At 33.3% G+C, this 21,613-nt stretch carries 19 protein-coding genes; 4 read left to right on the top strand and 15 right to left on the bottom strand.

Going from position 1 to position 21,613, the window contains the following annotated elements; all coding sequences use genetic code 11:
* Positions 1-156: 156 nt before the first annotated feature.
* Positions 157-3,405: a TonB-dependent receptor gene (locus BUB95_RS03815; protein ID WP_073083331.1), complete on the top strand. Its 3,249-nt coding sequence runs from the start codon at positions 157-159 to the stop codon at positions 3,403-3,405.
* An 82-nt stretch (positions 3,406-3,487) separates the two neighbouring features.
* Here BUB95_RS03815 and gldD read toward each other — a convergent pair whose 3' ends face one another.
* The 4 genes from gldD to mutY all read right to left on the bottom strand — a co-directional run bounded on the left by gldD (position 3,488) and on the right by mutY (position 7,005).
* Complete coding sequence (gene gldD, locus BUB95_RS03810) at positions 3,488-4,069, bottom strand: gliding motility lipoprotein GldD (protein ID WP_073083328.1); 582 nt, start codon at positions 4,067-4,069, stop codon at positions 3,488-3,490.
* Positions 4,070-4,103: 34 nt separating this feature from the next.
* Positions 4,104-5,408: a gliding motility-associated protein GldE gene (locus BUB95_RS03805; RefSeq protein WP_073083325.1), complete on the bottom strand. Its 1,305-nt coding sequence runs from the start codon at positions 5,406-5,408 to the stop codon at positions 4,104-4,106.
* A 20-nt stretch (positions 5,409-5,428) separates the two neighbouring features.
* Positions 5,429-5,881: a single-stranded DNA-binding protein gene (locus BUB95_RS03800; RefSeq protein WP_073083322.1), complete on the bottom strand. Its 453-nt coding sequence runs from the start codon at positions 5,879-5,881 to the stop codon at positions 5,429-5,431.
* A gap of 83 nt (positions 5,882-5,964) precedes the next feature.
* Positions 5,965-7,005, bottom strand: a complete 1,041-nt coding sequence (mutY, locus tag BUB95_RS03795; RefSeq protein ID WP_073083319.1) for an A/G-specific adenine glycosylase — start codon at positions 7,003-7,005, stop codon at positions 5,965-5,967.
* A 136-nt stretch (positions 7,006-7,141) separates the two neighbouring features.
* On the opposite strand from mutY, the gene BUB95_RS03790 reads away from it, so the two are divergent.
* Together BUB95_RS03790 and BUB95_RS03785 are read left to right on the top strand one after the other, a co-directional pair.
* Positions 7,142-7,432: an HU family DNA-binding protein gene (locus BUB95_RS03790; protein WP_073083316.1), complete on the top strand. Its 291-nt coding sequence runs from the start codon at positions 7,142-7,144 to the stop codon at positions 7,430-7,432.
* Positions 7,433-7,739: 307 nt separating this feature from the next.
* Positions 7,740-9,284 (top strand): Rne/Rng family ribonuclease, encoded by a 1,545-nt coding sequence (locus BUB95_RS03785; protein WP_073083312.1) that lies wholly within the window; start codon positions 7,740-7,742, stop codon positions 9,282-9,284.
* A 110-nt stretch (positions 9,285-9,394) separates the two neighbouring features.
* Here the strand turns inward: BUB95_RS03785 and BUB95_RS03780 are convergent, their stop codons facing one another.
* A complete protein-coding gene (locus BUB95_RS03780; RefSeq protein WP_073083309.1) occupies positions 9,395-9,652 on the bottom strand; it encodes a hypothetical protein in 258 nt (85 codons plus the stop codon).
* A gap of 173 nt (positions 9,653-9,825) precedes the next feature.
* On the opposite strand from BUB95_RS03780, the gene BUB95_RS03775 reads away from it, so the two are divergent.
* A complete protein-coding gene (locus tag BUB95_RS03775; RefSeq protein WP_073083307.1) occupies positions 9,826-11,238 on the top strand; it encodes an aldehyde dehydrogenase family protein in 1,413 nt (470 codons plus the stop codon).
* A gap of 94 nt (positions 11,239-11,332) precedes the next feature.
* Here the strand turns inward: BUB95_RS03775 and BUB95_RS03770 are convergent, their stop codons facing one another.
* From BUB95_RS03770 to BUB95_RS03725, 10 genes are all read right to left on the bottom strand, one after another.
* Positions 11,333-11,620 (bottom strand): hypothetical protein, encoded by a 288-nt coding sequence (locus BUB95_RS03770; RefSeq protein ID WP_143185561.1) that lies wholly within the window; start codon positions 11,618-11,620, stop codon positions 11,333-11,335.
* Positions 11,621-11,771: 151 nt separating this feature from the next.
* Entirely contained in the window at positions 11,772-13,298 is a 1,527-nt protein-coding gene (locus BUB95_RS03765) for a T9SS type A sorting domain-containing protein (protein ID WP_159432632.1), read from the bottom strand.
* 25 nt (positions 13,299-13,323) lie between these two features.
* On the bottom strand, positions 13,324-13,677 hold the full coding sequence (locus BUB95_RS03760) for a hypothetical protein (RefSeq protein ID WP_073083296.1): 354 nt from the start codon (positions 13,675-13,677) through the stop codon (positions 13,324-13,326).
* 31 nt (positions 13,678-13,708) lie between these two features.
* A complete protein-coding gene (locus BUB95_RS03755; RefSeq protein WP_143185560.1) occupies positions 13,709-14,473 on the bottom strand; it encodes a hypothetical protein in 765 nt (254 codons plus the stop codon).
* Between the two features lie 40 nt (positions 14,474-14,513).
* Positions 14,514-15,047: a hypothetical protein gene (locus tag BUB95_RS03750; protein ID WP_073083288.1), complete on the bottom strand. Its 534-nt coding sequence runs from the start codon at positions 15,045-15,047 to the stop codon at positions 14,514-14,516.
* Positions 15,048-15,055: 8 nt separating this feature from the next.
* Complete coding sequence (locus BUB95_RS03745) at positions 15,056-15,763, bottom strand: hypothetical protein (RefSeq protein WP_073083283.1); 708 nt, start codon at positions 15,761-15,763, stop codon at positions 15,056-15,058.
* 151 nt (positions 15,764-15,914) lie between these two features.
* Positions 15,915-16,631 (bottom strand): LytR/AlgR family response regulator transcription factor, encoded by a 717-nt coding sequence (locus BUB95_RS03740; RefSeq protein WP_073083280.1) that lies wholly within the window; start codon positions 16,629-16,631, stop codon positions 15,915-15,917.
* Complete coding sequence (locus BUB95_RS03735) at positions 16,631-18,541, bottom strand: tetratricopeptide repeat-containing sensor histidine kinase (RefSeq protein WP_073083276.1); 1,911 nt, start codon at positions 18,539-18,541, stop codon at positions 16,631-16,633. Before BUB95_RS03735 ends, BUB95_RS03740 begins: the two co-directional genes overlap by 1 nt.
* Before the next feature lie 284 nt (positions 18,542-18,825).
* Positions 18,826-19,833: a glycosylasparaginase gene (locus tag BUB95_RS03730; RefSeq protein WP_073083272.1), complete on the bottom strand. Its 1,008-nt coding sequence runs from the start codon at positions 19,831-19,833 to the stop codon at positions 18,826-18,828.
* 44 nt (positions 19,834-19,877) lie between these two features.
* A complete protein-coding gene (locus BUB95_RS03725) occupies positions 19,878-21,572 on the bottom strand; it encodes an MFS transporter (protein ID WP_073083269.1) in 1,695 nt (564 codons plus the stop codon).
* Positions 21,573-21,613 lie beyond the last annotated feature (41 nt).

Genomic DNA, 21,613 nt, shown 5'->3' with positions numbered 1-21,613 from the left:
CGTTGCAGAACAAGTGATTTTTAGTTGACAGAAATTCAAAAATTTCAGAAAAATGTTATTAACATTGATGTTAAAAAAATCTTAACGTTTAGTTAATATTTCAAGTGTTTTATGTCGTATTTTTGCGCCGTTAAAAACAAACTCAACTTTATTAAAATGAAAAAAATTACACAATTTTTAGTAATGACCGTTGCAATGTTATTTGCAACAATGTCCTTTGCTCAAGGTGTTACAACATCTTCAATCAATGGACAAGTTACAGATGTTAATGGAGATCCGTTACCAGGAGCTACCGTTTTAGCTGTTCACACACCATCCGGAACTAAGTATGGTGTCGCTACCGATTTTGATGGTTACTACCGTATCTCAAACATGAGAACAGGTGGACCATACACAATTACAATTACTTATGTTGGATTTAAAGATTATGCAGACAAAAATGTGTTTTTAGCATTAGGTGAATCTAAGAGAATAAGTACAAAACTTTCTGAAGACGCTAGCGTACTTGATGAAGTTGTGATTGTAGCTGGTAATGACGGTGTTTTTGGTTCAGGTAAAACAGGAGCTGATACTAAAGTGTCTAGGCGACAAGTGAATACTTTACCTTCTGTTTCTAGAAACATTGCTGATTTTGCTAGGTTGACACCACAAGCTAAAGTTACGGGAGATGCTACAATTTCTATTGCAGGTCAAAATAACAGATATAACACAATCTTTATTGATGGAGCTGTTAACAATGATGTTTTTGGTTTAGCCGGTTCTGGTACTAATGGTGGACAAACAGGTGTTAGTCCAATCTCCTTAGATGCCATTGAGACTTTCCAAATCAATGTTGCTCCTTTTGATGTTAAGCAATCTGGTTTTGCAGGTGGTAGTATCAATGCTATTACAAAATCTGGTACAAACACATGGACAGGGTCTGCTTACACCTTCTTAAGAAATCAAGATTTAGCAGGTAAAACCCCAGTTGATTTAGCTGGGACTGGTGGTCGTCAAAAATTAGATGATTTTTCAGCAAATATTTATGGTACTCGAATTGGAGGTCCAATCATAAAAGACAAATTATTCCTTTTCGTAAATTATGAAAGAGAAGAGAGAGAAACTCCTCAACCTTTTGATATTAGCACTTACAGAGGAAGTACTACAGCTGCGGATATAACTAACTTAGTTAATTACTTAGATACTAACTTTGGATATAATCCAGGTAGTTTTGATAGTAACACTTCATCTTTAACAAGTGATAAATTAATTGCTAGATTAGACTGGAACATTAATGACAATCATAACTTAACATTTAAGCACAGTTATGTTAAAGCAGTTAACTTGGATGCGCCAGGTTCTAACCAAGGTTCTATAAGTTTTTCTAACAGAGCAGAAAATTTTGAGTCTATAACAAACTCTACATCTTTAGAATTAAGTTCTAAGTTTGGAAATAACTTGGCTAATAACCTTGTTATTGGTTACACTAGTGTTAATGATGACAGAGGTATCCAAGGAAATCCTTTCCCAAGTGTACAGATTTTTGATACAGCTGGTACGAGTATTTTCTTTGGTTCTGAGCCATTCTCTACTGCTAATTTACTTGAGCAACGCATACTTACATTAACCAATAACTTTGAGATTTACTCAGGAAGACATAGAATTACTATTGGTACTAATAATGAGTTCTCTAATATGAAGAATGTATTCTTCAGACAAAACTTTGGAGATTACAGATATAACAATTTAGACGACTTCTTAAACAATGCAGCACCAAATCGTTTCCGTTATGGTTATTCTTTACAAGGAGGTTTAGCAGATAACTCACTTGGTGCGCCAGAGTTCGATTTCTTCCAAACAGCTTTCTATGTTCAAGATGAAGTTAACTTTAATGATAATTTAACTATTACAGCTGGTTTACGTTTCGATGTACCTTTCTGGCAAGATGGCGCTGTAAATGAAGATTTCAATACAAGAACAGTTGCTTTGTTAGAAGCAAATGGTAAAGATTTACAAGATGCTAGAGTTGGTCAAGGGATTAACGCAAACGTTCATATTTCACCTAGAGTTGGTTTTAACTGGGATGTTAGTGGAGAAAAGAAAACTCAAATCCGTGGTGGTTTAGGTATTTTTACCTCTAGAGTACCATTAGTATGGCCAGGTGCAACTTACGGTAATAATGGTGTAACAACAGGATTTGCAGAAATTAGAGGTACAGGTAACACACCTTTATTTAACCCAGATCCTTCTAACCAACTTACAGACATATCTACAGGACAGCCAATACCAGGTATTGCACAGCCAGGAACAGGAGAAGTTGGTGGACAAATAGATTTATTTGCTAAAGATTTTATGTTACCACAGGTGTTCAAGACAAATATTGCTATTGACCAAAAATTACCTTGGGGGATTACATTCTCTGCTGATTTTATCTGGAACGATAACATCACAGCAGTGCAATATGAGAACTTAAATTTACCTAATACACCTTTGTTTAATACAACAGGTGCAGGTTCTAGACCACATTGGGGTAATCAGTCAATTGATAATACATATACTGCAATTTACCTGGCTTCTAATACAGGTGCTGGTAGCTCTTATAATATAGCAGGAACTTTATCTAAGAATTTTATAGCAGACAGATTAGATATTAGAACTTCTGCTACATATTCTTATGGTGAAGCAGATGGTATTTTTGATGGTACGTCGTCTCAAAACAGTTCTCAATGGAGAAGATTGGAGACAGTAAACGGTTCTAACAGACCAGATTTATCTATTTCTGATTTTTCTCCTGGACACCGAGTTATTGCTAACTCTACAATAGAGTTTAAATGGTCAGAAACGATTAAGACTCGTATTGGTTTATTCTACGAAGGTGCTGAAGGCTCACCATTTAGCTATGTTTATAATGACGGAGGTGACTTGTTAGATGATACTTTTGGTGCAGAATCAGCATTAATCTACGTCCCTGCTAATCAAGCTGAAGCTCAACTAGTTGATAGTGGTAGTTTAACTGCATCTGAGCAATGGGCGTTATTAGATGCTTATATTGAAGGTAACGATTACTTGAGAACAAGAAGAGGTCAGTTTGCAGAGCGTAATGCAGACCGTTCTGACTGGAGTCATATTATTGACTTAAAATTTGCTCAAGAATTTGGAGTTAAATTTGGAGATAAGATACATAGGTTAGAGCTAACGGCAGATATCTTTAACTTTACAAATCTATTGAATAAAGAATGGGGTGTGAGATCGTTTACTAATTTTAACCAAGTACAGTTGTTAAATTTCGAAGATTTTGCGGCCGATGGTACAACTCCAACATTTACTTACAATCCAAGTGTTGAAGGTACTGAGAATATTGTTGATGATAGCGGTCTTAATTCTTCAAGATGGCAAATGCAAGTAGGTTTAAGGTACTCTTTCTAGTAGTTTAGACTTATTTTAATCATAAAAAAAGCGCGACTTTTAAAGTCGCGCTTTTTGTTTATGTAAAAATTAGAGAGTTAATTTAATCTTCAGTCCTCCACTCTAAACTCTCCATAACTCGTTTTATATCGTTTCTAAGATATATTGCAGCAGGATAAATAGAATCGTAATTAGGTTTTGCATAAAAGTAAAGAGAGCCACTTAAAAAGTGATTTGTACTATCAGTAGCATAAAATTGTGATTGTGAAGCTGCATTGCCGCCTACTTCGTAAAACATCCCGTAAACATTCTTTTCTTGGTTTTCAAATACAGTACTGTTTATCTCATCTGCTTTTTGTGTGTGCTTTTGGGTGAGATTTTGAGCATCTCGTAGTAAGTCTCTAAGATTGTTTTCCGTAACTTTTTTATAGGTAAGGTAAACAGTTCCTTTTAGTTTAGGATATTCTATATCTACGCTTATAGAGTTTCCATTTTCACTACGTTTTATTTTTGAAATTGGTTTAGCAGCTTCATTTTTTTCAAAAGCAAATGGGACTGGGATATCCACACGTTTATATGAAGGCTTTTCATAATCTAATCTTAAAAACGCTTTTGGCTTAGGAAGGGTATCATTACCACAACCTGTAAGGAAAAGAGAAAATATAGGAATAAGTATTTTTTTCATGAGGATTTCCTTTTTAAATAAGGTTTTTAACTATTTATGTAATGGTTAGCTTAATCTGTTTGATGCGTTTTTTTTCAATAGCCTCAATAGTAAAAACGTAATTGTCAAAATTTATTTTATTTCCAACTCTTGGAAAACCACCAGATAACTCTAGAACAAAACCGGCTAATGTTTCAGCTTCGCCTTTTTTTGTTTCAAAAATGCTAGTGTCTTCTAAATCTAAGATTTTATAAATATCCTTGAGTTGTGTCTTCCCGTCAAACCTATAATTTTTGTCATCAATTTTAGTGTAATTAAGGTCATCAACATCGTATTCATCACTAATGTCACCAACGATTTCTTCGATAATATCTTCTAGAGATATCACACCAGATGTCCCGCCATATTCGTCTACAACAACGGCTAGATGCACTTTCTTAGTTTGAAACTCTTGCATTAAGTCATCCAGCTTTTTATTTTCTGGAACAAAAAATGGTTCTCTAAGAATGGTTTTCCAATTAAAGTTTTTCTTATTGAGATGTGGTAGTAGATCTTTTACATAAAGCACACCTACAACGGTGTCTATATTTTCTTTATAAACTGGTATACGAGAATAGCCGTTATTAATAATCTCTGGTATAATAGTGCTAAATTCTGCCTCAATATTTACTGCAAATATATCCATTCGGGGACGCATCACTTGTTTGGTGTCTGTGTTGCCAAAAGAGACAATACTTTGAAGAATTTGTTGTTCTTCTTTAGTGGTATCGTTATCGTCAGTTAACTCTAATGCTTGCGATAATTGGTCTACACTTAAGTTGGTTTTTTGCTTACCTAGTTTGTTTTGTATTTGTATGGTAATAAAACGCAAAGGCATACTTATTGGAGAGAATATAACATCCAAAAACTTTAATGGCCTTGCCATTGCAATAGCGAATTTAAGGCTATTTCTACTGGCGTAAATCTTTGGAATTATTTCCCCAAAAAGAAGAATTAAAAATGTAGCCGAAACCACTTCTAATAAAAATCGTGCAATACTATTTTCTATTGAATAAAATAGAAACTCTCCTATGTAAGCAAACAGAATAACAATAGCAATATTTATAAAATTATTAGCAACTAAAATGGTAGCCAATAACTTCTTTGGACGCTCTAACAGCGATGTAATAAGTGATAGTGTTTTTGAATTTTCTTCGGACGCAGTATCTATATCGGTTTTTGTTAATGAAAATAAAGCAACCTCTGCGCCAGAAATTAAGGCAGAACAAAAAAGAAGCAGTATAAGTACTATTACACTGACAACTAAGCTTGTGTTAAACGTAATGAGTAAAAAATATAAACTACCGGGATCAGGATCCAAAATCAGAGGATTTAATTAAACTAAAATGGTAAATCGTCATTATCATCATTTGCAATAGATACATCGTTGGTAGGTGCAGAATTTGATGGAGTTTGCGGTGCACTTTGTTGCGTATTGCCAGGATTTTGTTGTTCGTTTTTAGCTGTTAAAAACGTAAAATCAGAGCATTGTATTTCTGTAGAGTAGCGTTCCATACCCTTATCATCAGTCCATTTTCGAGTTTTAATACGTCCTTCAATATAGACTTTGTCACCTTTGCTTAAGTATTTTTCGCAAATTTCTGCTGCCTTGTTACGCACAACAATATTATGCCATTCTGTATTAGAAACACGCTCGTTGGTTTGCTTGTTTGTATACGTCTCATTTGTGGCAAGGGGAAAACGACCTACACAGTTTTTATCATCAAAATAATGCATCTTAACTTCATCTCCCAAGTGACCTATAAGCATTACTTTATTTAATGTTCCTGACATAATTTTTTAGAATTTATTAGCTTACAAAATTAAACTTTTTAATTCTGTTCTTTAAAAATAATAAAAATAAGAATAGGGTAATTTCAAAATTTGAATTTGGAGATAAAATCATGTATTAAAGCAGGAACAGGATACGCTTTCAATTCTTTTATAGAAATAGCATTTTTATAGGTTTGGTCTGTGCTTATAATCCAAAACTTGGTATGTAAGTGTTGGTGTGACAGTTTATGAACTACGTCAGTCTCATTATAGAGACTTAAATCGTAATCAACATTTTTTAGAAGTCTATGCTTTTCTGCTACTTCTTCAAAAGCTTCAATGGATAAACTTTTTTCGGTTTCTATTAGCGGAAACTGATATAAATTCTGCCATATGCCTTTTCCTTTGCGTTGCTCAACTATAATGTTTTTGAATTTATCTATAATAACTAAATAATTAAAATAGCGATTTCTAACTTTCGTCTTTTTTAGTTTTACAGGTAATTCTGAAATTTTATTTTTTTGAAACGCTACACAAGCAGATTGTAACGGGCAAACAATACAATAAGGGTTTTTAGGTTTACACTGTTGTGCGCCAAATTCCATAATGGCTTGATTGAATTCTGCAGGGTGTTTTTTATCTATCAATTCTGTTGCTAAAGCTTTAAACTCTTTTATGCCCTTTGTAGAATTTATAGGCGTATCAATTCCGAAAAATCGAGACAGTACACGATAAACATTCCCGTCTACGACTGCTGTAGCTTCTCCAAAAGCAATAGAGGCAATGGCACTTGCTGTGTAATCTCCAACACCTTTTAGCTTTATAATCTCGCTGTAAGTGTTTGGGAATTTTCCGTTTAACTCATTAGCAACATATTTAGCTGTATAGTGAAGGTTTCGTGCTCTGGAATAGTAGCCCAAACCTTGCCATAATTTCAGAACGTTTTGTTCATCACTTTTTGCAAGATCAAAAATAGTTGGAAAGGTATTTACAAAATCTTCATAATAAGGCAAGCCTTGTTTAACTTGTGTTTGCTGTAAGATAATTTCGGAGAGCCAAATATAATATGGATTTTTAGTGCGTCTCCAAGGTAAATCTCTTTTATAGTCTGAATACCAGTTAATTACGTTTTTTGAAAAATTCATTTAGAAAAGTGTAGAACACTGCAAACATAAAACTATATACGCTTAAATTTAAATCAATTACGTTTGAAATATTGAAATTAAATTACATATATTTGCAACCCCTTATAAACAATAGTAACACAAACAATTAAGTAAAATGACAAAAGCAGATTTAGTAGCTAAAATTTCGGACAAATTAGGAATCGAAAAAGGTGATGTACAAGCTACAGTAGAATCTTTCATGGACGAAGTAAAAACATCTTTAGAGAGTGGAGATAATGTATATTTAAGAGGTTTTGGAAGCTTTATTATCAAAACAAGAGCTGAAAAAACGGGTCGTAACATCTCTAAAAATACAACTATTAAAATACCAGCTCACAACATACCAGCGTTTAAGCCAGCTAAAATCTTTTTAGAAGGTGTTAAGGCAAAAGTGGACGTGAACTAAGATATAATTAAGTAAAATATTAATCTAAAACGAATTATTTATGCCAAGTGGTAAAAAACGTAAAAGACACAAGGTAGCGACGCATAAGCGTAAGAAACGTAGACGCGCTAATCGTCACAAGAAAAAATAAATCGTCAAAAGTAGTTATACCAACTACTTTTTTCGGTTTTAAAAGAACGTTCTTTGATATAGAATCTATGGTGATATTTAATAGAGTACACCTAGATTTGCTGGATATTACATCCTGTGTCAAATAATTAAGTAAAATCCATCTGTCTCAATTATGAGATGGATATAAATTAACATTATGAACAAAGAATTAATCGTAAGATCGAGTTCAGATATTGTTGATTTTGCCTTATTAAAAGATGGAAAACTTATTGAATTGCACAAAGATGAAGAGGATAACAATTTTGCAGTTGGCGATATATTTATAGCCAAAATCCGTAAAGTTGTTCCTGGACTTAATGCTGCGTTTGTAAATGTAGGTTATGAGAAAGATGCATTTTTGCATTATCATGATTTAGGTCCGCAATTGCCTTCACTTTTAAAATTCACTAAACGTGTAAGCACAGGGAAATTAAAAGATTACTCTTTAAAAAACTTTCCTTTTGAAAAAGATTTAGACAAGCATGGTAAAATTGCAGAAGCCATTAAGTCTAACCAATCACTATTAGTACAAGTTGTAAAAGAGCCTATTTCTACCAAAGGGCCTCGCATTAGTTCAGAATTGTCTATTGCAGGGCGTTATATTGTTTTAGTCCCTTTTTCTAATCGTATTTCTGTTTCTCAAAAAATAGAATCTCAAGAAGAAAAAGACAGATTGAAGCGATTGGTAAAAAGTATTACCCCAAAAGGTTTTGGTGTTATTATACGCACAGTAGCTGAGGGTAAAAAAGTGGCTGAGATTGATAGTGACTTGCAGAATTTGCTGAACAGATGGACAGCAATGTGCAAAAAACTCTACAAAGCACATCATCCTACAAAAGTATTAGGAGAAATGAACAAAGCATCCTCAATTTTGAGAGATATCTTTAACGATTCATTTTCAGGAATACATGTAGATGACGAAGTTTTGTACAGTCAAGTAAAAGATTATGTGCAACAAATTGCACCAAAAAAGGAATCCATTGTAAAACACTACAAAAACGGCGTACCCATTTTTGAAAAGTTTGGTATAGAACGCCAAATAAAAACATCATTTGGGCGTACCGTATCTATGGCAAAAGGCGCCTATTTGGTAATAGAACATACCGAAGCGCTCCATGTAGTAGATGTTAACAGTGGTAATCGCTCTAACAAAGAGAAAAACCAAGAAGACACAGCTTTAGAGGTTAATTTAATATCTGCGACAGAAGTTGCCAGACAATTACGTTTGCGTGATATGGGAGGCATCATCGTTATCGATTTTATCGATATGGGAAAAGCAGAAAACCGAAAAGCACTCTACAATCATCTTCGTGAAGAAATGAAAGATGATAAAGCAAAGCATAAAATATTACCGCCGAGTAAGTTTGGATTAGTGCAAATTACCAGACAACGCGTTAGGCCAGAGCGTAATATTAAAACAAAAGAAGTAAATCCTAATAGTATTGGTGGCGATGAAATCGAAGCACCAATTAAAGTCGTTGAGCGTATGAGCCAAGACTTAGAAAGGATTTACAAAAAAGACTATAAAAAAGTAGCATTGCACGCACACCCTTTTATAGCAGCCTTTTTAACCAAAGGGTTTCCATCAGTACGTTCAAAATGGTTTTTTGAACACAAAAAATGGGTAAAAGTTTTACCTAGAGATGCTTACACTTATCTTGAATATCATTTTTTTGATAAAAATGGTAACAAAATCAAATAATATCTATTAGTAAAAAGCCCTTCCAGATTTGGAAGGGCTTTTTTGTTTTCAATAAAAAATCCTTTCATCTACGACAAAAGGATTTAACGATTTAAAACTAAATTATGTGCTTAGCACAATCTCTCTCTTCGCACTTTGTCTTTAAGACTCTTGCGATAAGCTTTAATACTTATAATGTCGTTGCTCTTTTTGTAATTCACTTTAATATGCTTAGCATTTCTAGAAGCTCTTACTTTTCTTGGCGCAATGTCTTCAACTTTTTTGATAGAAACTAATTCTGAAGTATTAGCACTCACAGCTGTATTAGCCTGTGCAAACCCTACAAGTGGTAAGGTTAAAAATGCTACTATTAGAATTAAGTTTTTCATTTGGGTTATTGTTCTTATTTTTAACAACAGCACAAATAAACAACAGAATAGAGGTTGGTCACTAAAATTTTAGACCAAACAAGGACACTTCTAGATAAAAGGAAATGTTTTGTTGAAAACATCGATGAAATGCACGATTTCGGTCGATAGCCCTTTAAAATCAATAACATAGAATGACAGAAAAAGCTAATAATCCCTACTTAGACCTATTTAAAAAGCAAAAAGCCAATAGCATAAATGTTTCTAATAGTACTTATAATCAACGTATTAAAAAGTTAAATGCACTTCAACGAGCAATAGAATTCACCTTTAGAAATGACATAATAGACGCACTTAAAAAAGATTTAGGAAAACCTAGGGTAGAGTCCGAAATGACAGAAATCTATCAGATTGTGGGAGACATTAAGCATGCAAAAAAGTACCTACATCAATGGATGCGAAACAAAAAAGTAAAAACACCGCTTTCCATGTTAGGGGCTTCATCTTATATTAAATATGAAGCAAAAGGTGTATGTTTAATTATTTCGCCATGGAATTTTCCATTCAATTTAACTTTTGGACCCTTAGTATCTTCGATTGCAGCAGGGAATACAGCTATTTTAAAACCTTCTGAAATGACACCACATTCTTCAGCCTTAATGAAGAAAATAGTTGAAACTGTTTTTAAAGAAGAAGAAGTTGCGCTAGTTGAAGGTGAAGTACAAACCTCCACAGATTTATTAAACCTCCCATTTAATCACATCTTTTTTACCGGTTCACCTACCGTTGGAAAAATAGTGATGAAAGCGGCTGCGGAACATTTAGCATCAGTAACCTTAGAACTCGGTGGAAAATCACCAACCATAATAGATGAAACTGCAAATCTCAAAGCTGCTGCTAAAAAAATCATGTGGGGTAAGTTTTTAAATTGCGGACAGATTTGCGTGACACCAGATTACGTACTTGTAAAATATACCGTGAAGTCAAAGTTTATTGAAGAGTGTAAAATATGGTTGAATGCTTATTTTGGCAGCCGTCCTGAAGCTTCAGATTCTTACGGAAGAATTGTGTCTCAAAAGCATTATAAGCGTCTATTAGAACATTTAAACGATGCAAAATCTAACAACGGTCAAATAATAACAGGAGGTGAGTCTAATGAAGCTTCAAAATACATTGCGCCTACTTTAGTTTCGGATTTAGAAGAAGCGGCTTCACTTCTTCAGGATGAAATATTTGGACCTATTTTACCTATTGTAACTTACAATACACTTGATGAGGCTATCCAATATATAAAAAATAAAGAGCGTCCATTAGCACTTTACATTTATAGTAAGAGTAAAAAGAATATTAGAAAGATATTGAATTACACAAAAGCGGGAGGCACGTGTATTAACAACAATATTATTCATTATGCTAACCACAATTTACCCTTTGGAGGAATAAATAATAGTGGTATTGGAAAATCGCATGGCTATCATGGGTTTAAAGCCTTTAGTAATGAGAGAGCAGTTGTTAAGCAACATACATTTGGAATTACAGAACTTTTGTTTCCACCATATACTAATTATAAAGAGAAATTGGCAAAATGGACTGTAAAATGGTTCTAGCCCAAATTCTGCATTTTGTTCCCCTTTCATTAGCAAAATTTGAGCTACACCATTAAAGTTGTCATAATTAATTTATATACCCTTAAGTATTGTTTTACCTGGTCTTTAATTTCATTAGAACTAGAGAATATTTAACACCAACGTATTGAGTGTGTGAAGCTTTTATCAATATAGTATTATCATTTTTTAGGTTTACATACACTGCCTGATTATCACCTTTGGTATAATTACCTAAAGAGGTATACCAACTTATTCCGCCTCTATGACCAGTATTAGATAATATTTTGAAACTCAGTACATAACTGTTTTCCCAATTAAAGCCTCTTGGATAATTTATCGATGTTGTGCCGCTGCCATCCATTGTTCCTGTAATCAATTTCATTTCACCGATATTTACATTATCAATTGTTGTTTGTAAATTTTGATTGCTTTTCGAATGCCCTTTATTAGTTTGAGATAGGCATACATTGATTAAAAATAAATAGCAAATAGTTTTAATAATTAATTTCATAAGGCTAGACTTTATTTGTTTACTATTCTTTTATAATTCGTTTTGTTTGTTCACCAGATTCTGTTTTCAACTTAACCAAATAGATACCCGATTCTAAATGACTTATGTCTATCTTCTCTGTTTGAGATGTGTTAATGACCTGTTGACCAAGTAAATTAAAAACGGATATGCTATTAATTGAAGTACTACTAGAAATAGTAATATTATCTGTCGTTGGGTTTGGGTAAATACTCAAGGTATTGTTCAAAAAGTCACTTTCAATACTTAAAGTAGAATTTTTAACTACATTTATCTCATTAGGTGTGCTTAAATCTAAAGTCCAATCCATAGGAATATTTGTGGTTGCAAAAGTTCCTGTTAAATTTCCTGAGTAGGTCATCAACGTGATTGTTGTACCAGTTGGCGGATTATAATTGGCATCTACAGTTAAATTTAATGTTCCTCCTAATTCCAAATCACCATTCACAATTAAAAAATCTTTACTAACATTATCTTCTATTTCAAAATTAATTGATGTATTGGTTGATATATTTCCAGTCACGGTAGCTTGCGTAAACGTATTGTCACCAATATTTACAATACCACTATTTGTAAGATTTGATGCTGATATTAAATCACTTCCGAGTACTAAAGTGCCTGTATTTGTTAATACATTAGGTACATTAAATGTTCCGTTTATAATTAGCGTACCATCATTTTCTACATTATTAGAAACATCTAACCTGCCTGTATCCGTTACTGTTAAAGTACCTCCATTTAAATACAAGGTTTGTATAGTGGTTTCAACATTATCAACATATCCAGTTATAGCATTTGGGTTATTATTATCTAAATAGTAATCGATAACAACGTTTCCAGAGTTAATGTTTACAATACTAAAATCGTATATGCCAGGTCCTTGCCCTAGTGCATTATTAGGGTCTGTTATTCTGTCCCAAAGATTCCAGTTTCTACTATTCCAGTTATTATCTGTACCATTCCAAAACAGTTGATAGGCTTGAGTCGGTAACCATAAATTATTACTGTTTTCCAATCCTGAAGTTTCGGTATTGCCTGATGTCCAATCTCCAAATCCATTATTTTGTATGCTTGTACCTACAGGAGTAGCACTATTTTCTGCGACTCCTACGTTTGTTGAGGCAACACCTTCAAAAACTATAGTGCCTTCATAACTGATAAATTCGTGTATGGAGCCATCTGGTGCTCTTAATACAATGCCATCTGGGGCACCATTCTGTAGACTAGTAAAGATTTCTGCTTTTGTCGCTCCCACACGATTTGGAAAAGAGGTACCAAGTCCTGTTAACTCCCGTGTGTCATAAACGGTACTACTTGATCCGTTTACCAACTCAATCTGCCAACCGTCTAAGGAATAACCACTTAAGCTACAAATTTCTACAAACTCATTAACATCAGATCCTACATTGTCATAATGAAATTCTGAAATAAACACACGGCTACCATTATAAACCTGTGAGTTTGAAAATAACATGCTTTGAAAAATTGCAATAGATAATAAATATTTTAAGTAATGTAGAATTGTTTTCATGAGATACATTTAAAAGATTTGATTATTAATTTGTTTTTAGCTGGTCTGTATATTTAGATGTAATGAACTCTACAACGTCTTTCTCTACAGCTTTCATTTTTTTATGATAGAATAAAAAGTACACTAATAATGGAGGTATAATACCCAATGAGAATAGTAGAATTGTAAATATTACCTGCCTTCCCATGGTTGGAAAATTCCCGTTGACTATGATTACCTTTTTTTGGACCAATACAGTTGCGCCAATGGTTTTTGTAGCTGCAACGGCTAATAAATTTTTATTTCGTTTATTTAATGTATAAGTTCCTGAGAAGTGTTTTTCCAATAATTTTTTTAATTGATTAATATCAATAGCCTCTGGTTTTATTTTTATTTTCATATCATGGAAAATTATTACTTATAGTGTTCTACTAATTAAACCAAGCACCAATACGTGCCTTCAAAAATTTATTAGTTTCAATATTTCTAATTTGTAATTTTAGCTGATTATTATTGTTGGGTAGGTTGGTAAGGTTTATTCTTCTTGAGCCTTGATTAGCAGCCATATCAACTACTTTAATAACATTAGTACCATGCACTACAACTATTTCTGCGCTTGAGTTTCCGCTTACCCGTACAACCTCTATTGTGCCTTTTCTGTTACAAGGTTTAATAAGTTGCTGTTCAAGGGTGTTTGTTATTCTCCTAACTATGGTAGCATCTGATTTTTTTGGATTATAGTAATCGTAAAGCATGCTATTAGACTCAAAAGTACCTCTGTAATTACCTTCAATTTTATTGGTTGCTGAATTATTTTTAATGATTAATGTCACCTCTTTTCCTGCTACATCGTTAAGCTCTATGTTTTTTTCGCCTCTGGCTATTTTGCCTTCAAAAACCCAACTATCTTGTTTTACACCATTTATGAATATGGTGAATGTGGCCTTAGCCTTTCCTGAAGTTTTTACAAATGTGAAAGTATAATCCTGAATTTTTTTACTTTTGGTAACTAGTGTATAATTTTTACTCTTATTACCAAAAATTTTAAATTTCTCGTAACCTGCATTAACCGAGCATTCTACTTTTGGTTTAGCGATACCATTTAAAGAACTACCAGAAATCTGAACTTGTGCCATTAGAGTCGTGCTTAATAAAAAGCCTATAAGGAGCGTGATTATTAGAATTGATTTTTTCATGTTTAAATATTTTATTTTTTTAGTATTAGTCCGTATTTGTTTATCTAGATTTTAGTTTTATATGTAACTCATATTCACCTTCAACTAAGCCATTTGCACCAACAACACCTATAACTACTTGAAAAGGATTTCTGATGGCGAGTAAATCTTTTACAGTTCTGGTGTGGTCTTGAGTTCTACCTCTTCTTTTATAATCCCATTTATAATCGGCTTCGCAACGTGTACAACTGCTTAGATTAGGCACTAGTTTGTTCTCCGATACTTTGCCTACTTGATAGGCATATATGCTGAAATTTTTACTTGGGTCTTTTGGCACTACTGTCACCTCCATTTCGGAATAGACTGGCAAATCTGTATAGTACAAAACGTGGTTACCAGTAAATTTTTTCTTTTGAGTTTCAGGAAAACAAGCATTATTACTTTGCCAAGCCCAGGAAAGATCTGTCATTGGTTTTCCTTCGCTAAGATTACCTTTAATAAAAAGGTCATTTCCGTCTTGGTATTGGATTACTTTCTGACTATATATAGAAAGAGATGATAGTAGAAGTGCAAGAATAATTAGTTTGGTTTTCATATAAGAGATTAATTAAGATTTAAAAAGATGATATCATCATTTTTAGGGTCTTCAAAGGTTCTTACCGATAAATAGGAGTTCGTATTATTTCCCCAAGCTATCTCACCATTATATCCTAAATAACGTTCTCTGGTGGTCTTGTCTACCAAGGCTTCTACACCTAATAGTTTTATAGCTTTAACACCGTTTCGTTCTATTTTCATAGAATTAATAGCCTCCGCAAAACCTTGTTCTCGCTTAGGGTCGCGATATTTTTCATCTAGCATTCTAAAAACATCAACTCCAGAGGCGTTTAGCAAAGCATTAACTGTATTTTTGAAAACTTGAGACTTTCTAGAAACGTTCTTAATAGTTTCGATTTTATAACTGATAAGTGAATCCGCTTTCTCTTCACTATCAGTTTCATGAAAGAAGTTTACTTTAATATGTGTGTACTTGTCTATTTCTTCATCGTTTAAATTTTCGAGTAAAAGGGTGGCTGCATAGACTGAAAGCTGGTCTTCTTTAATACGTTTTTCGTAGGGACTGTTTTTGATTTTCAGTGCAATGTAGTTCTCTGTTTCTTTACCCACTTTTGAAGAAAATCCTTTAGTGAAGTTAACTTCAGCATTGTAGTAATTGCCAATATGAGCAAATGCTTCTTGTTCTTGGTCTGATGCACAGGAAATAGAAAGAACAGCAAATATTAATAAAGCAAAAATTGATTTGATTTTCATAAACTAGATATTATAATGTTTAAAGAAACTCAATTGACGAGTTTGAATTAATAGCACTATAAAATTAGCTTACAACGTAGCTCTCACGGATTCTTTTTGGTGAGTGTTGTGTTTTTTTTAGTGAATAGGATGAATATTTAGGTTAATGCAATTACAACAAATTTAGCTTTTGCATGAGCTCATCTTTATGAGATTTGCTGTAAGGGATTTTGTGCTTGTTTATGAAGATGTAACTATCTTGGATAGAATCAATCTTTGAGAAATTAATAATATAAGAACGGTGAACTTTTAAAAATTTTGAACTTGGTAACTTTTCTTCGATACGTTTTAAGGTGTAACTAAGTAAGTACTTTTTCTTTGATGTATATAAATTACAATAGTTGTCATAAGCTTCAAAAAACAGGATATCGCTTTGGGTAACTTTAATAAGCTCTCCTTTATTCTTTATAAAAAAAGCATCACTTTTAATATTTACAGAAAGTTGATATTGTGTAGTGAGATATTTATGGTAAGCTAATTCAATATTTGCCATTAATGTATTTTCATTAAATGGCTTTACAATATAACCTGATGGATTTGTAGATTTAACACGCTCAAGAGTTTTTTCATCAGAAAGAGAAGTCAGATATATGAATGGGATATCTAGTTTATTTTTAAAATGATTTACGATATCTACACCATCCATATCACCTTTTATCATAATATCAACCAGTACTAAATCTGGTTTCAATGCTTCAATATCAAAAATGGCATCTTTACCTCTTAAACTTATACCTGTTATGGTATGATTTTCATTTTCTAAAATAGTCTTTATGGTCTCTGCGATTAGAGGTTCGTCTTCAACGATATGAATTTTTAACACATTCATTAACTGTTTACAATTTCAAAATCATTAATTGTCAAATTTGCTTCTGTGCCTTTATCAGTCTTAGCTTTTATTGTAAAAGTAGCATCTAACTTTTTAGAAAGTGAGTTTATGAGTTTAAGACCAAAGGAATTTTTACGTCCATTTTTGGCGTTGTATCCAACACCATTATCTTCAACTTTTAGTATCAAAGAACCGTTATTTTTATAAAACTTAATATGGAGGTTATTAATCTCCTGGTTTTCTTTAAAAGCGTGCTTAAGAACATTAGTAATAAGCTCGTTTAGAATAAGCCCGATTGGGGATAAAGTATCTATACTTAAAACAAGGTTTTCTATATCTAACTCGGTATTTATGTTTTGTGATTCTAATTGATGACTGCTAAAAATGTCTTGTGTTAAATCTGTGATATAATCTTTTGTTTCAACACCTACTAAGTGTTTTTTACTGTACAGCTTTTGATGAATCAAGGTTAAAGAACGTACGCGGTTTTGAGCATCTTTTATAGCTTCTTTTGCTTGAGTATCATCAATGTTTTGAGACTGTAAAAATAAAAGTGACGAAACCACCTGAAGACTATTTTTTACGCGATGATGAATTTCTTTGAACAGAACATTTTTCTCATTGATTGTTTTTTCTAATTCTTTCTTTTGAATTGATAATACATGTTTTTGTTTTTTGAATTTATAAGCAAAATAAGCAAAGAGTGTGGCTATGATAAGTCCAGATATTGCCAATATAAGATAGAGTTGCCTTTGTTTTTCTTTAGTAGTATTTTCTGCTTTTAAAAGTTGAACTTCATTGGCTTTTTTTTCAGCCTCGTATCTGACTTCTAATTCCTCAACTCTTTCTAGTGTTTCGTTTTGTCTTATGGTATTAACAATAGTTTCCTTTGCTCTAAGTGTTTCTATAGCTTTTACATAATCTTTTGAATCGTAGAAGGCACGATGTAAATTTTCGTAAGAAATAATTTTACTGTAAGGACTTATGTTTTTATCGTTATAACTAAGGGATTTCTTAAAGTATGTTATAGCTTCTTTAGTCTTGCCTGCTTCTAATAGTTTTGCACCTATAGTATTAGCGATTTGAGACAATAGGAAATCGTATTTTAAGCTGTCATTATTTTTAAGCGTTTGTTTTAGCTCTTTTATTTGCTCATCAGTATTGTCCATTTGTAGCATAGAGGAAAGCGACTCATGGGCTTTAGGTGAATTAAACCCGTCTCTTTTTAAATAAAAAGCTTTTAGTTTCTGAGCATAGTAAGCATGTTTAGCGTAGTTTTTCCGTGTTTTAAAGTGATAAACTATCGAGGTCAAATAGAATGCGCTCTGTTGGTTATTTGGATACTCAAAAACAACATCTGCAATTTTTTCTATGTAGGCATCTTCTTTTTCTGGATGTCCCAATTTTTGTTCTAATAAAGCACGCTGAAAGTAAATTCTAGCCATAGCATGGCCAAGTTTTTTTTTATTTTTGCTTATGACATCTTCAGCTTTATTGATGTAAAATAAAGTAGAATCTAAAACAGCTTTATCATCAAAAATGTTAGCACGCATTTGATAGTATTCAAAAAGAAAATAAGGCCAATTGTAACGTTTTGCCATTGCTAGGCCTTTGGTGTTTACCTTTAGTGCTTCACTATTTTTACCGTTACGTAATAATGTACTTGTATAGTACATATAGTTGTATAGCCGTAATGAGTCGTTATCTTTAATCGAAGCGTCAATATATTTGAACTTTTCAATAGATTCTTTACTTGGCAGTTGGTCTATTTTTCTCAGTAATTTTTTAAATTCATTTTGTTTATCATCATCAATAGTAAGAATACTATCTATAGTTTTCTGAGTAGTATTTTGTGGAAACACAACTGAGGAAACTAGTACTATGGCGATAAAAAAAAGTCTAAAATGCATTAGGCTAAATAGGATTTCTTAATTCAAATTTTACTAAAAAATGCTCAAAATACCAATGGTATACAACATGAGTCAAAGATAATAACTGACTAAATGTAAAAATTCTGAAATAGAATAATTACTTTTTATGGTCATTGCTATTGTTTTTTTAGTAAGTAACACTATTTGCAATTTAAATCAAAACTAATATATGTGAATACAATTTATAATTAGATAAGTAAGTTGTATACAATAAGTTTTTTTAAAAGCTGTCAGCACATCAAAAAAATTATTCTCACATTGTATTAGGCCTTATTAAAAAAATCTGACTGTATCTGCTTGTTTTCGCCATCTTGGTATTTGGTCATACTAAAATACTGATGGATGGAGTAGCAACCTGTTTCACCTTTTTTGTTAACTGCGATGTAGCCAATCTGAAAATCTTTATAGTCTTTTCCTGGTTTGTTTACTATACGCCCAATAGCTTCTTCACATGCCTCTTGTGGAGTTTTACCTTGACGCATGAGTTCTACAATTAAAAAACTTCCAACAGTTTTTACAACTTCTTCACCAAGTCCCGTAGCAGTAGCACCACCAACTTCGTTATCTACAAATAATCCTGAACCTATAATTGGAGAGTCACCTATGCGGCCATTCATTTTATAGGCCAAGCCACTTGTGGTACAAGCTCCAGAAATAGTTCCATTTTTATCAACGGCGAGCATGCCTATAGTATCATGGTTTTCGATATTAATAATAGGTTTATATTTCGCTTCAATTTTCCATTTCTCCCAAGCTTTTTTAGAAGCTTCGGTTAATAGGTCTTCAGCTTCAAATCCACTTTCTAAAGCAAATTGTTTTGCGCCTTCACCAGCAAGCATCACGTGAGGTGTATCTTCCATGACTTTTCTGGCAACAGAAACCGCATGTTTAATATCTTTTAAATAGACTACAGCACCACAATTCCCTTTGTCGTCCATTATACAAGCATCAAGAGTCACATTACCTTCTCGGTCTGGTAAACCGCCTTTACCCACAGATTGTCCTTTTTCGTTGGCTTCTTCTATTTTGCAGCCTTGTTCTACAGCATCGAGTGCCGTACCTCCAGATTGTAATACGTCCATCGCTTTAGCGGTTGCTTCTTCAACGTGCCACGTGGCAACGACGACAGGTAAAACCGTTTTGGATTCAGAATTAATTTTTGGTGGAATGGGTTTACCTTGGGCAGCATCATCACACGATACGATAGATGAGCCAACAGCAATTCCAACTCCTGTTAACGATGCATTCTTTAAAAATTTTCTGCGTTTCATGGTAAACTTGTTTGTAATTCCCTAGCAATTGGGGTCTAAATTTATTAATAAGTTACGCCTTGCTTGTCCAAAACTGTTTTTGTTCTGTAGGCATAAAACAACAGGTAGACAAAACAAAATACAGCGACCCAATATGACGATTGTATACTGAATATATCTGCCAATTTCCCTTGCAAAGGCGGAATAATAGCGCCACCTAAAATCATCATGATTAAGAAAGCGGAACCTTGAGATGTATATTTACCTAAACCAGCAATGCTGAGTGTAAAGATACATGGCCACATAATAGAGCAAAATAATCCGCCAGATAAAAATGCGAATAAGGCTAAGTTTCCTGTTGTAAATAAGCCTATTAACATTCCTAAAACACCTAACAAGCTAAATATTTTAAGTGTAGCAACAGGCTTATCTTTTGCTAAGAAGAATCCAAGAATCTGAACGGCGATACAAATAGCAAAAAACAGTAACTCGTTATTCGAAAAATTCAATTCGCCCGAAGACATTAAAGAATTTGCCGAATTTGCCAGTATTATTACGCCAAAAGCAATGTATGGTACAATAATAAGTAGTGCTTTTTTGAGGCCTTTACTTGGGCTAAACACGGTAATGGCACCAACCCAACGCCCAATCATAAGGCCACCCCAATACATGGAAATGTATTTTCCAATCTCGGCATCATTTAAAACTGGCAAACCTAGAGTATTGAGATTATTAGCAGCGTCGCCAACGGTTTTTAATAGTTCACCTAAATTAGATTGGATTGTTACCTCGACCCCGACATAAGTAAAAATAGCTAACATGCCTAAAACCAATTGAGGATATTTCATGGCGCCCCAACCGATAGGGTTTTTCGAAGCGCTTGTATTAGCAATAAACACTGAAGCGATAACGGCAATTAGCGCTACAAAAAGTAGCGCTAATCTTGTATTTTCAACACTTTCAGTAGCTACTTCGTCGCCTGCATAAGTACTAAATATATAACCAAAACAAGCCATAATTATTAGGGTTAAAATAATGAGTAAATTCTTAGCTTTGTTAGCTGCTTCAAAATCAGTTTCTGACTTTAGAGCTGGCAATTTTTTTGAAAAATGAAATAATGCGGCTGCCACTAAAAACAATCCACCAACACCTAAATACAGCAGTTGAACTGTGGTTAGAGTAATTTCATTTTCTTTAATCATACGCACCAATTCTTCTGGACTAACAGCTGCAGCACCAAAAAGCACTAAAGCCACGACTATTGGTCCAATGGTTGTACCAAATGAATTGATTCCGCCAGCCAAATTCAAACGATGTGAACCTGTTTCTGGTGGGCCGAGTGCAATTGCAAAAGGATTGGCGCCAGTTTGTTGCAATGAGAAACCAAGACCCACAATAAACAAGGCGATTAAGACAAAATAAAATACTGCTGTTTGACCTTGCTCTGCTCCAGCAGTTGCTGGATACATAATAAAAGCACCAATTGCCGAAAGTAACAAGCCATAGACAATAACTTTTTTATAACCCCAAGAATTAACAATATCTTTTTTAATACCACTCGATATAATAAACAACAAAAGTGCCCCGATGTAATAGGCGCCATAAAATGCAAAATCTACCAATTGCGACTGAAACTGGTCGATATTAAAATAGGTTTTACAAAACGGAATAAAAACACCGTTAGACGCAGCAATAAAGCCCCAGAAAAAGAATACGGTAACTAAAGTTGTTAATGCTGATTTATTAGTTTGGTTGCTCATTTTATGATTGTTAGTTAGTTTAAATATTAATTTTTGTGACC

Source organism: Winogradskyella jejuensis, from assembly GCF_900129745.1.
GTDB lineage: Bacteria > Bacteroidota > Bacteroidia > Flavobacteriales > Flavobacteriaceae > Winogradskyella > Winogradskyella jejuensis.
This window is presented reverse-complemented; position numbering and strand designations above follow the sequence as displayed.

What these genes read in the sequence shown, in the direction of transcription:
- BUB95_RS03815 (WP_073083331.1), top strand. Translation starts at nt 157, where the DNA reads ATGAAAAAAATTACACAATTTTTAGTAATGACCGTTGCAATGTTATTT.
- gldD (WP_073083328.1), bottom strand. Translation starts at nt 4,069, where the DNA reads ATGAAAAAAATACTTATTCCTATATTTTCTCTTTTCCTTACAGGTTGT.
- BUB95_RS03800 (WP_073083322.1), bottom strand. Translation starts at nt 5,881, where the DNA reads ATGTCAGGAACATTAAATAAAGTAATGCTTATAGGTCACTTGGGAGAT.
- mutY (WP_073083319.1), bottom strand. Translation starts at nt 7,005, where the DNA reads ATGAATTTTTCAAAAAACGTAATTAACTGGTATTCAGACTATAAAAGA.
- BUB95_RS03790 (WP_073083316.1), top strand. Translation starts at nt 7,142, where the DNA reads ATGACAAAAGCAGATTTAGTAGCTAAAATTTCGGACAAATTAGGAATC.
- BUB95_RS03785 (WP_073083312.1), top strand. Translation starts at nt 7,740, where the DNA reads ATGAACAAAGAATTAATCGTAAGATCGAGTTCAGATATTGTTGATTTT.
- BUB95_RS03780 (WP_073083309.1), bottom strand. Translation starts at nt 9,652, where the DNA reads ATGAAAAACTTAATTCTAATAGTAGCATTTTTAACCTTACCACTTGTA.
- BUB95_RS03775 (WP_073083307.1), top strand. Translation starts at nt 9,826, where the DNA reads ATGACAGAAAAAGCTAATAATCCCTACTTAGACCTATTTAAAAAGCAA.
- BUB95_RS03770 (WP_143185561.1), bottom strand. Translation starts at nt 11,620, where the DNA reads ATGAAATTGATTACAGGAACAATGGATGGCAGCGGCACAACATCGATA.
- BUB95_RS03765 (WP_159432632.1), bottom strand. Translation starts at nt 13,298, where the DNA reads ATGAAAACAATTCTACATTACTTAAAATATTTATTATCTATTGCAATT.
- BUB95_RS03760 (WP_073083296.1), bottom strand. Translation starts at nt 13,677, where the DNA reads ATGAAAATAAAAATAAAACCAGAGGCTATTGATATTAATCAATTAAAA.
- BUB95_RS03755 (WP_143185560.1), bottom strand. Translation starts at nt 14,473, where the DNA reads ATGAAAAAATCAATTCTAATAATCACGCTCCTTATAGGCTTTTTATTA.
- BUB95_RS03750 (WP_073083288.1), bottom strand. Translation starts at nt 15,047, where the DNA reads ATGAAAACCAAACTAATTATTCTTGCACTTCTACTATCATCTCTTTCT.
- BUB95_RS03745 (WP_073083283.1), bottom strand. Translation starts at nt 15,763, where the DNA reads ATGAAAATCAAATCAATTTTTGCTTTATTAATATTTGCTGTTCTTTCT.
- BUB95_RS03740 (WP_073083280.1), bottom strand. Translation starts at nt 16,631, where the DNA reads ATGAATGTGTTAAAAATTCATATCGTTGAAGACGAACCTCTAATCGCA.
- BUB95_RS03735 (WP_073083276.1), bottom strand. Translation starts at nt 18,541, where the DNA reads ATGCATTTTAGACTTTTTTTTATCGCCATAGTACTAGTTTCCTCAGTT.
- BUB95_RS03730 (WP_073083272.1), bottom strand. Translation starts at nt 19,833, where the DNA reads ATGAAACGCAGAAAATTTTTAAAGAATGCATCGTTAACAGGAGTTGGA.
- BUB95_RS03725 (WP_073083269.1), bottom strand. Translation starts at nt 21,572, where the DNA reads ATGAGCAACCAAACTAATAAATCAGCATTAACAACTTTAGTTACCGTA.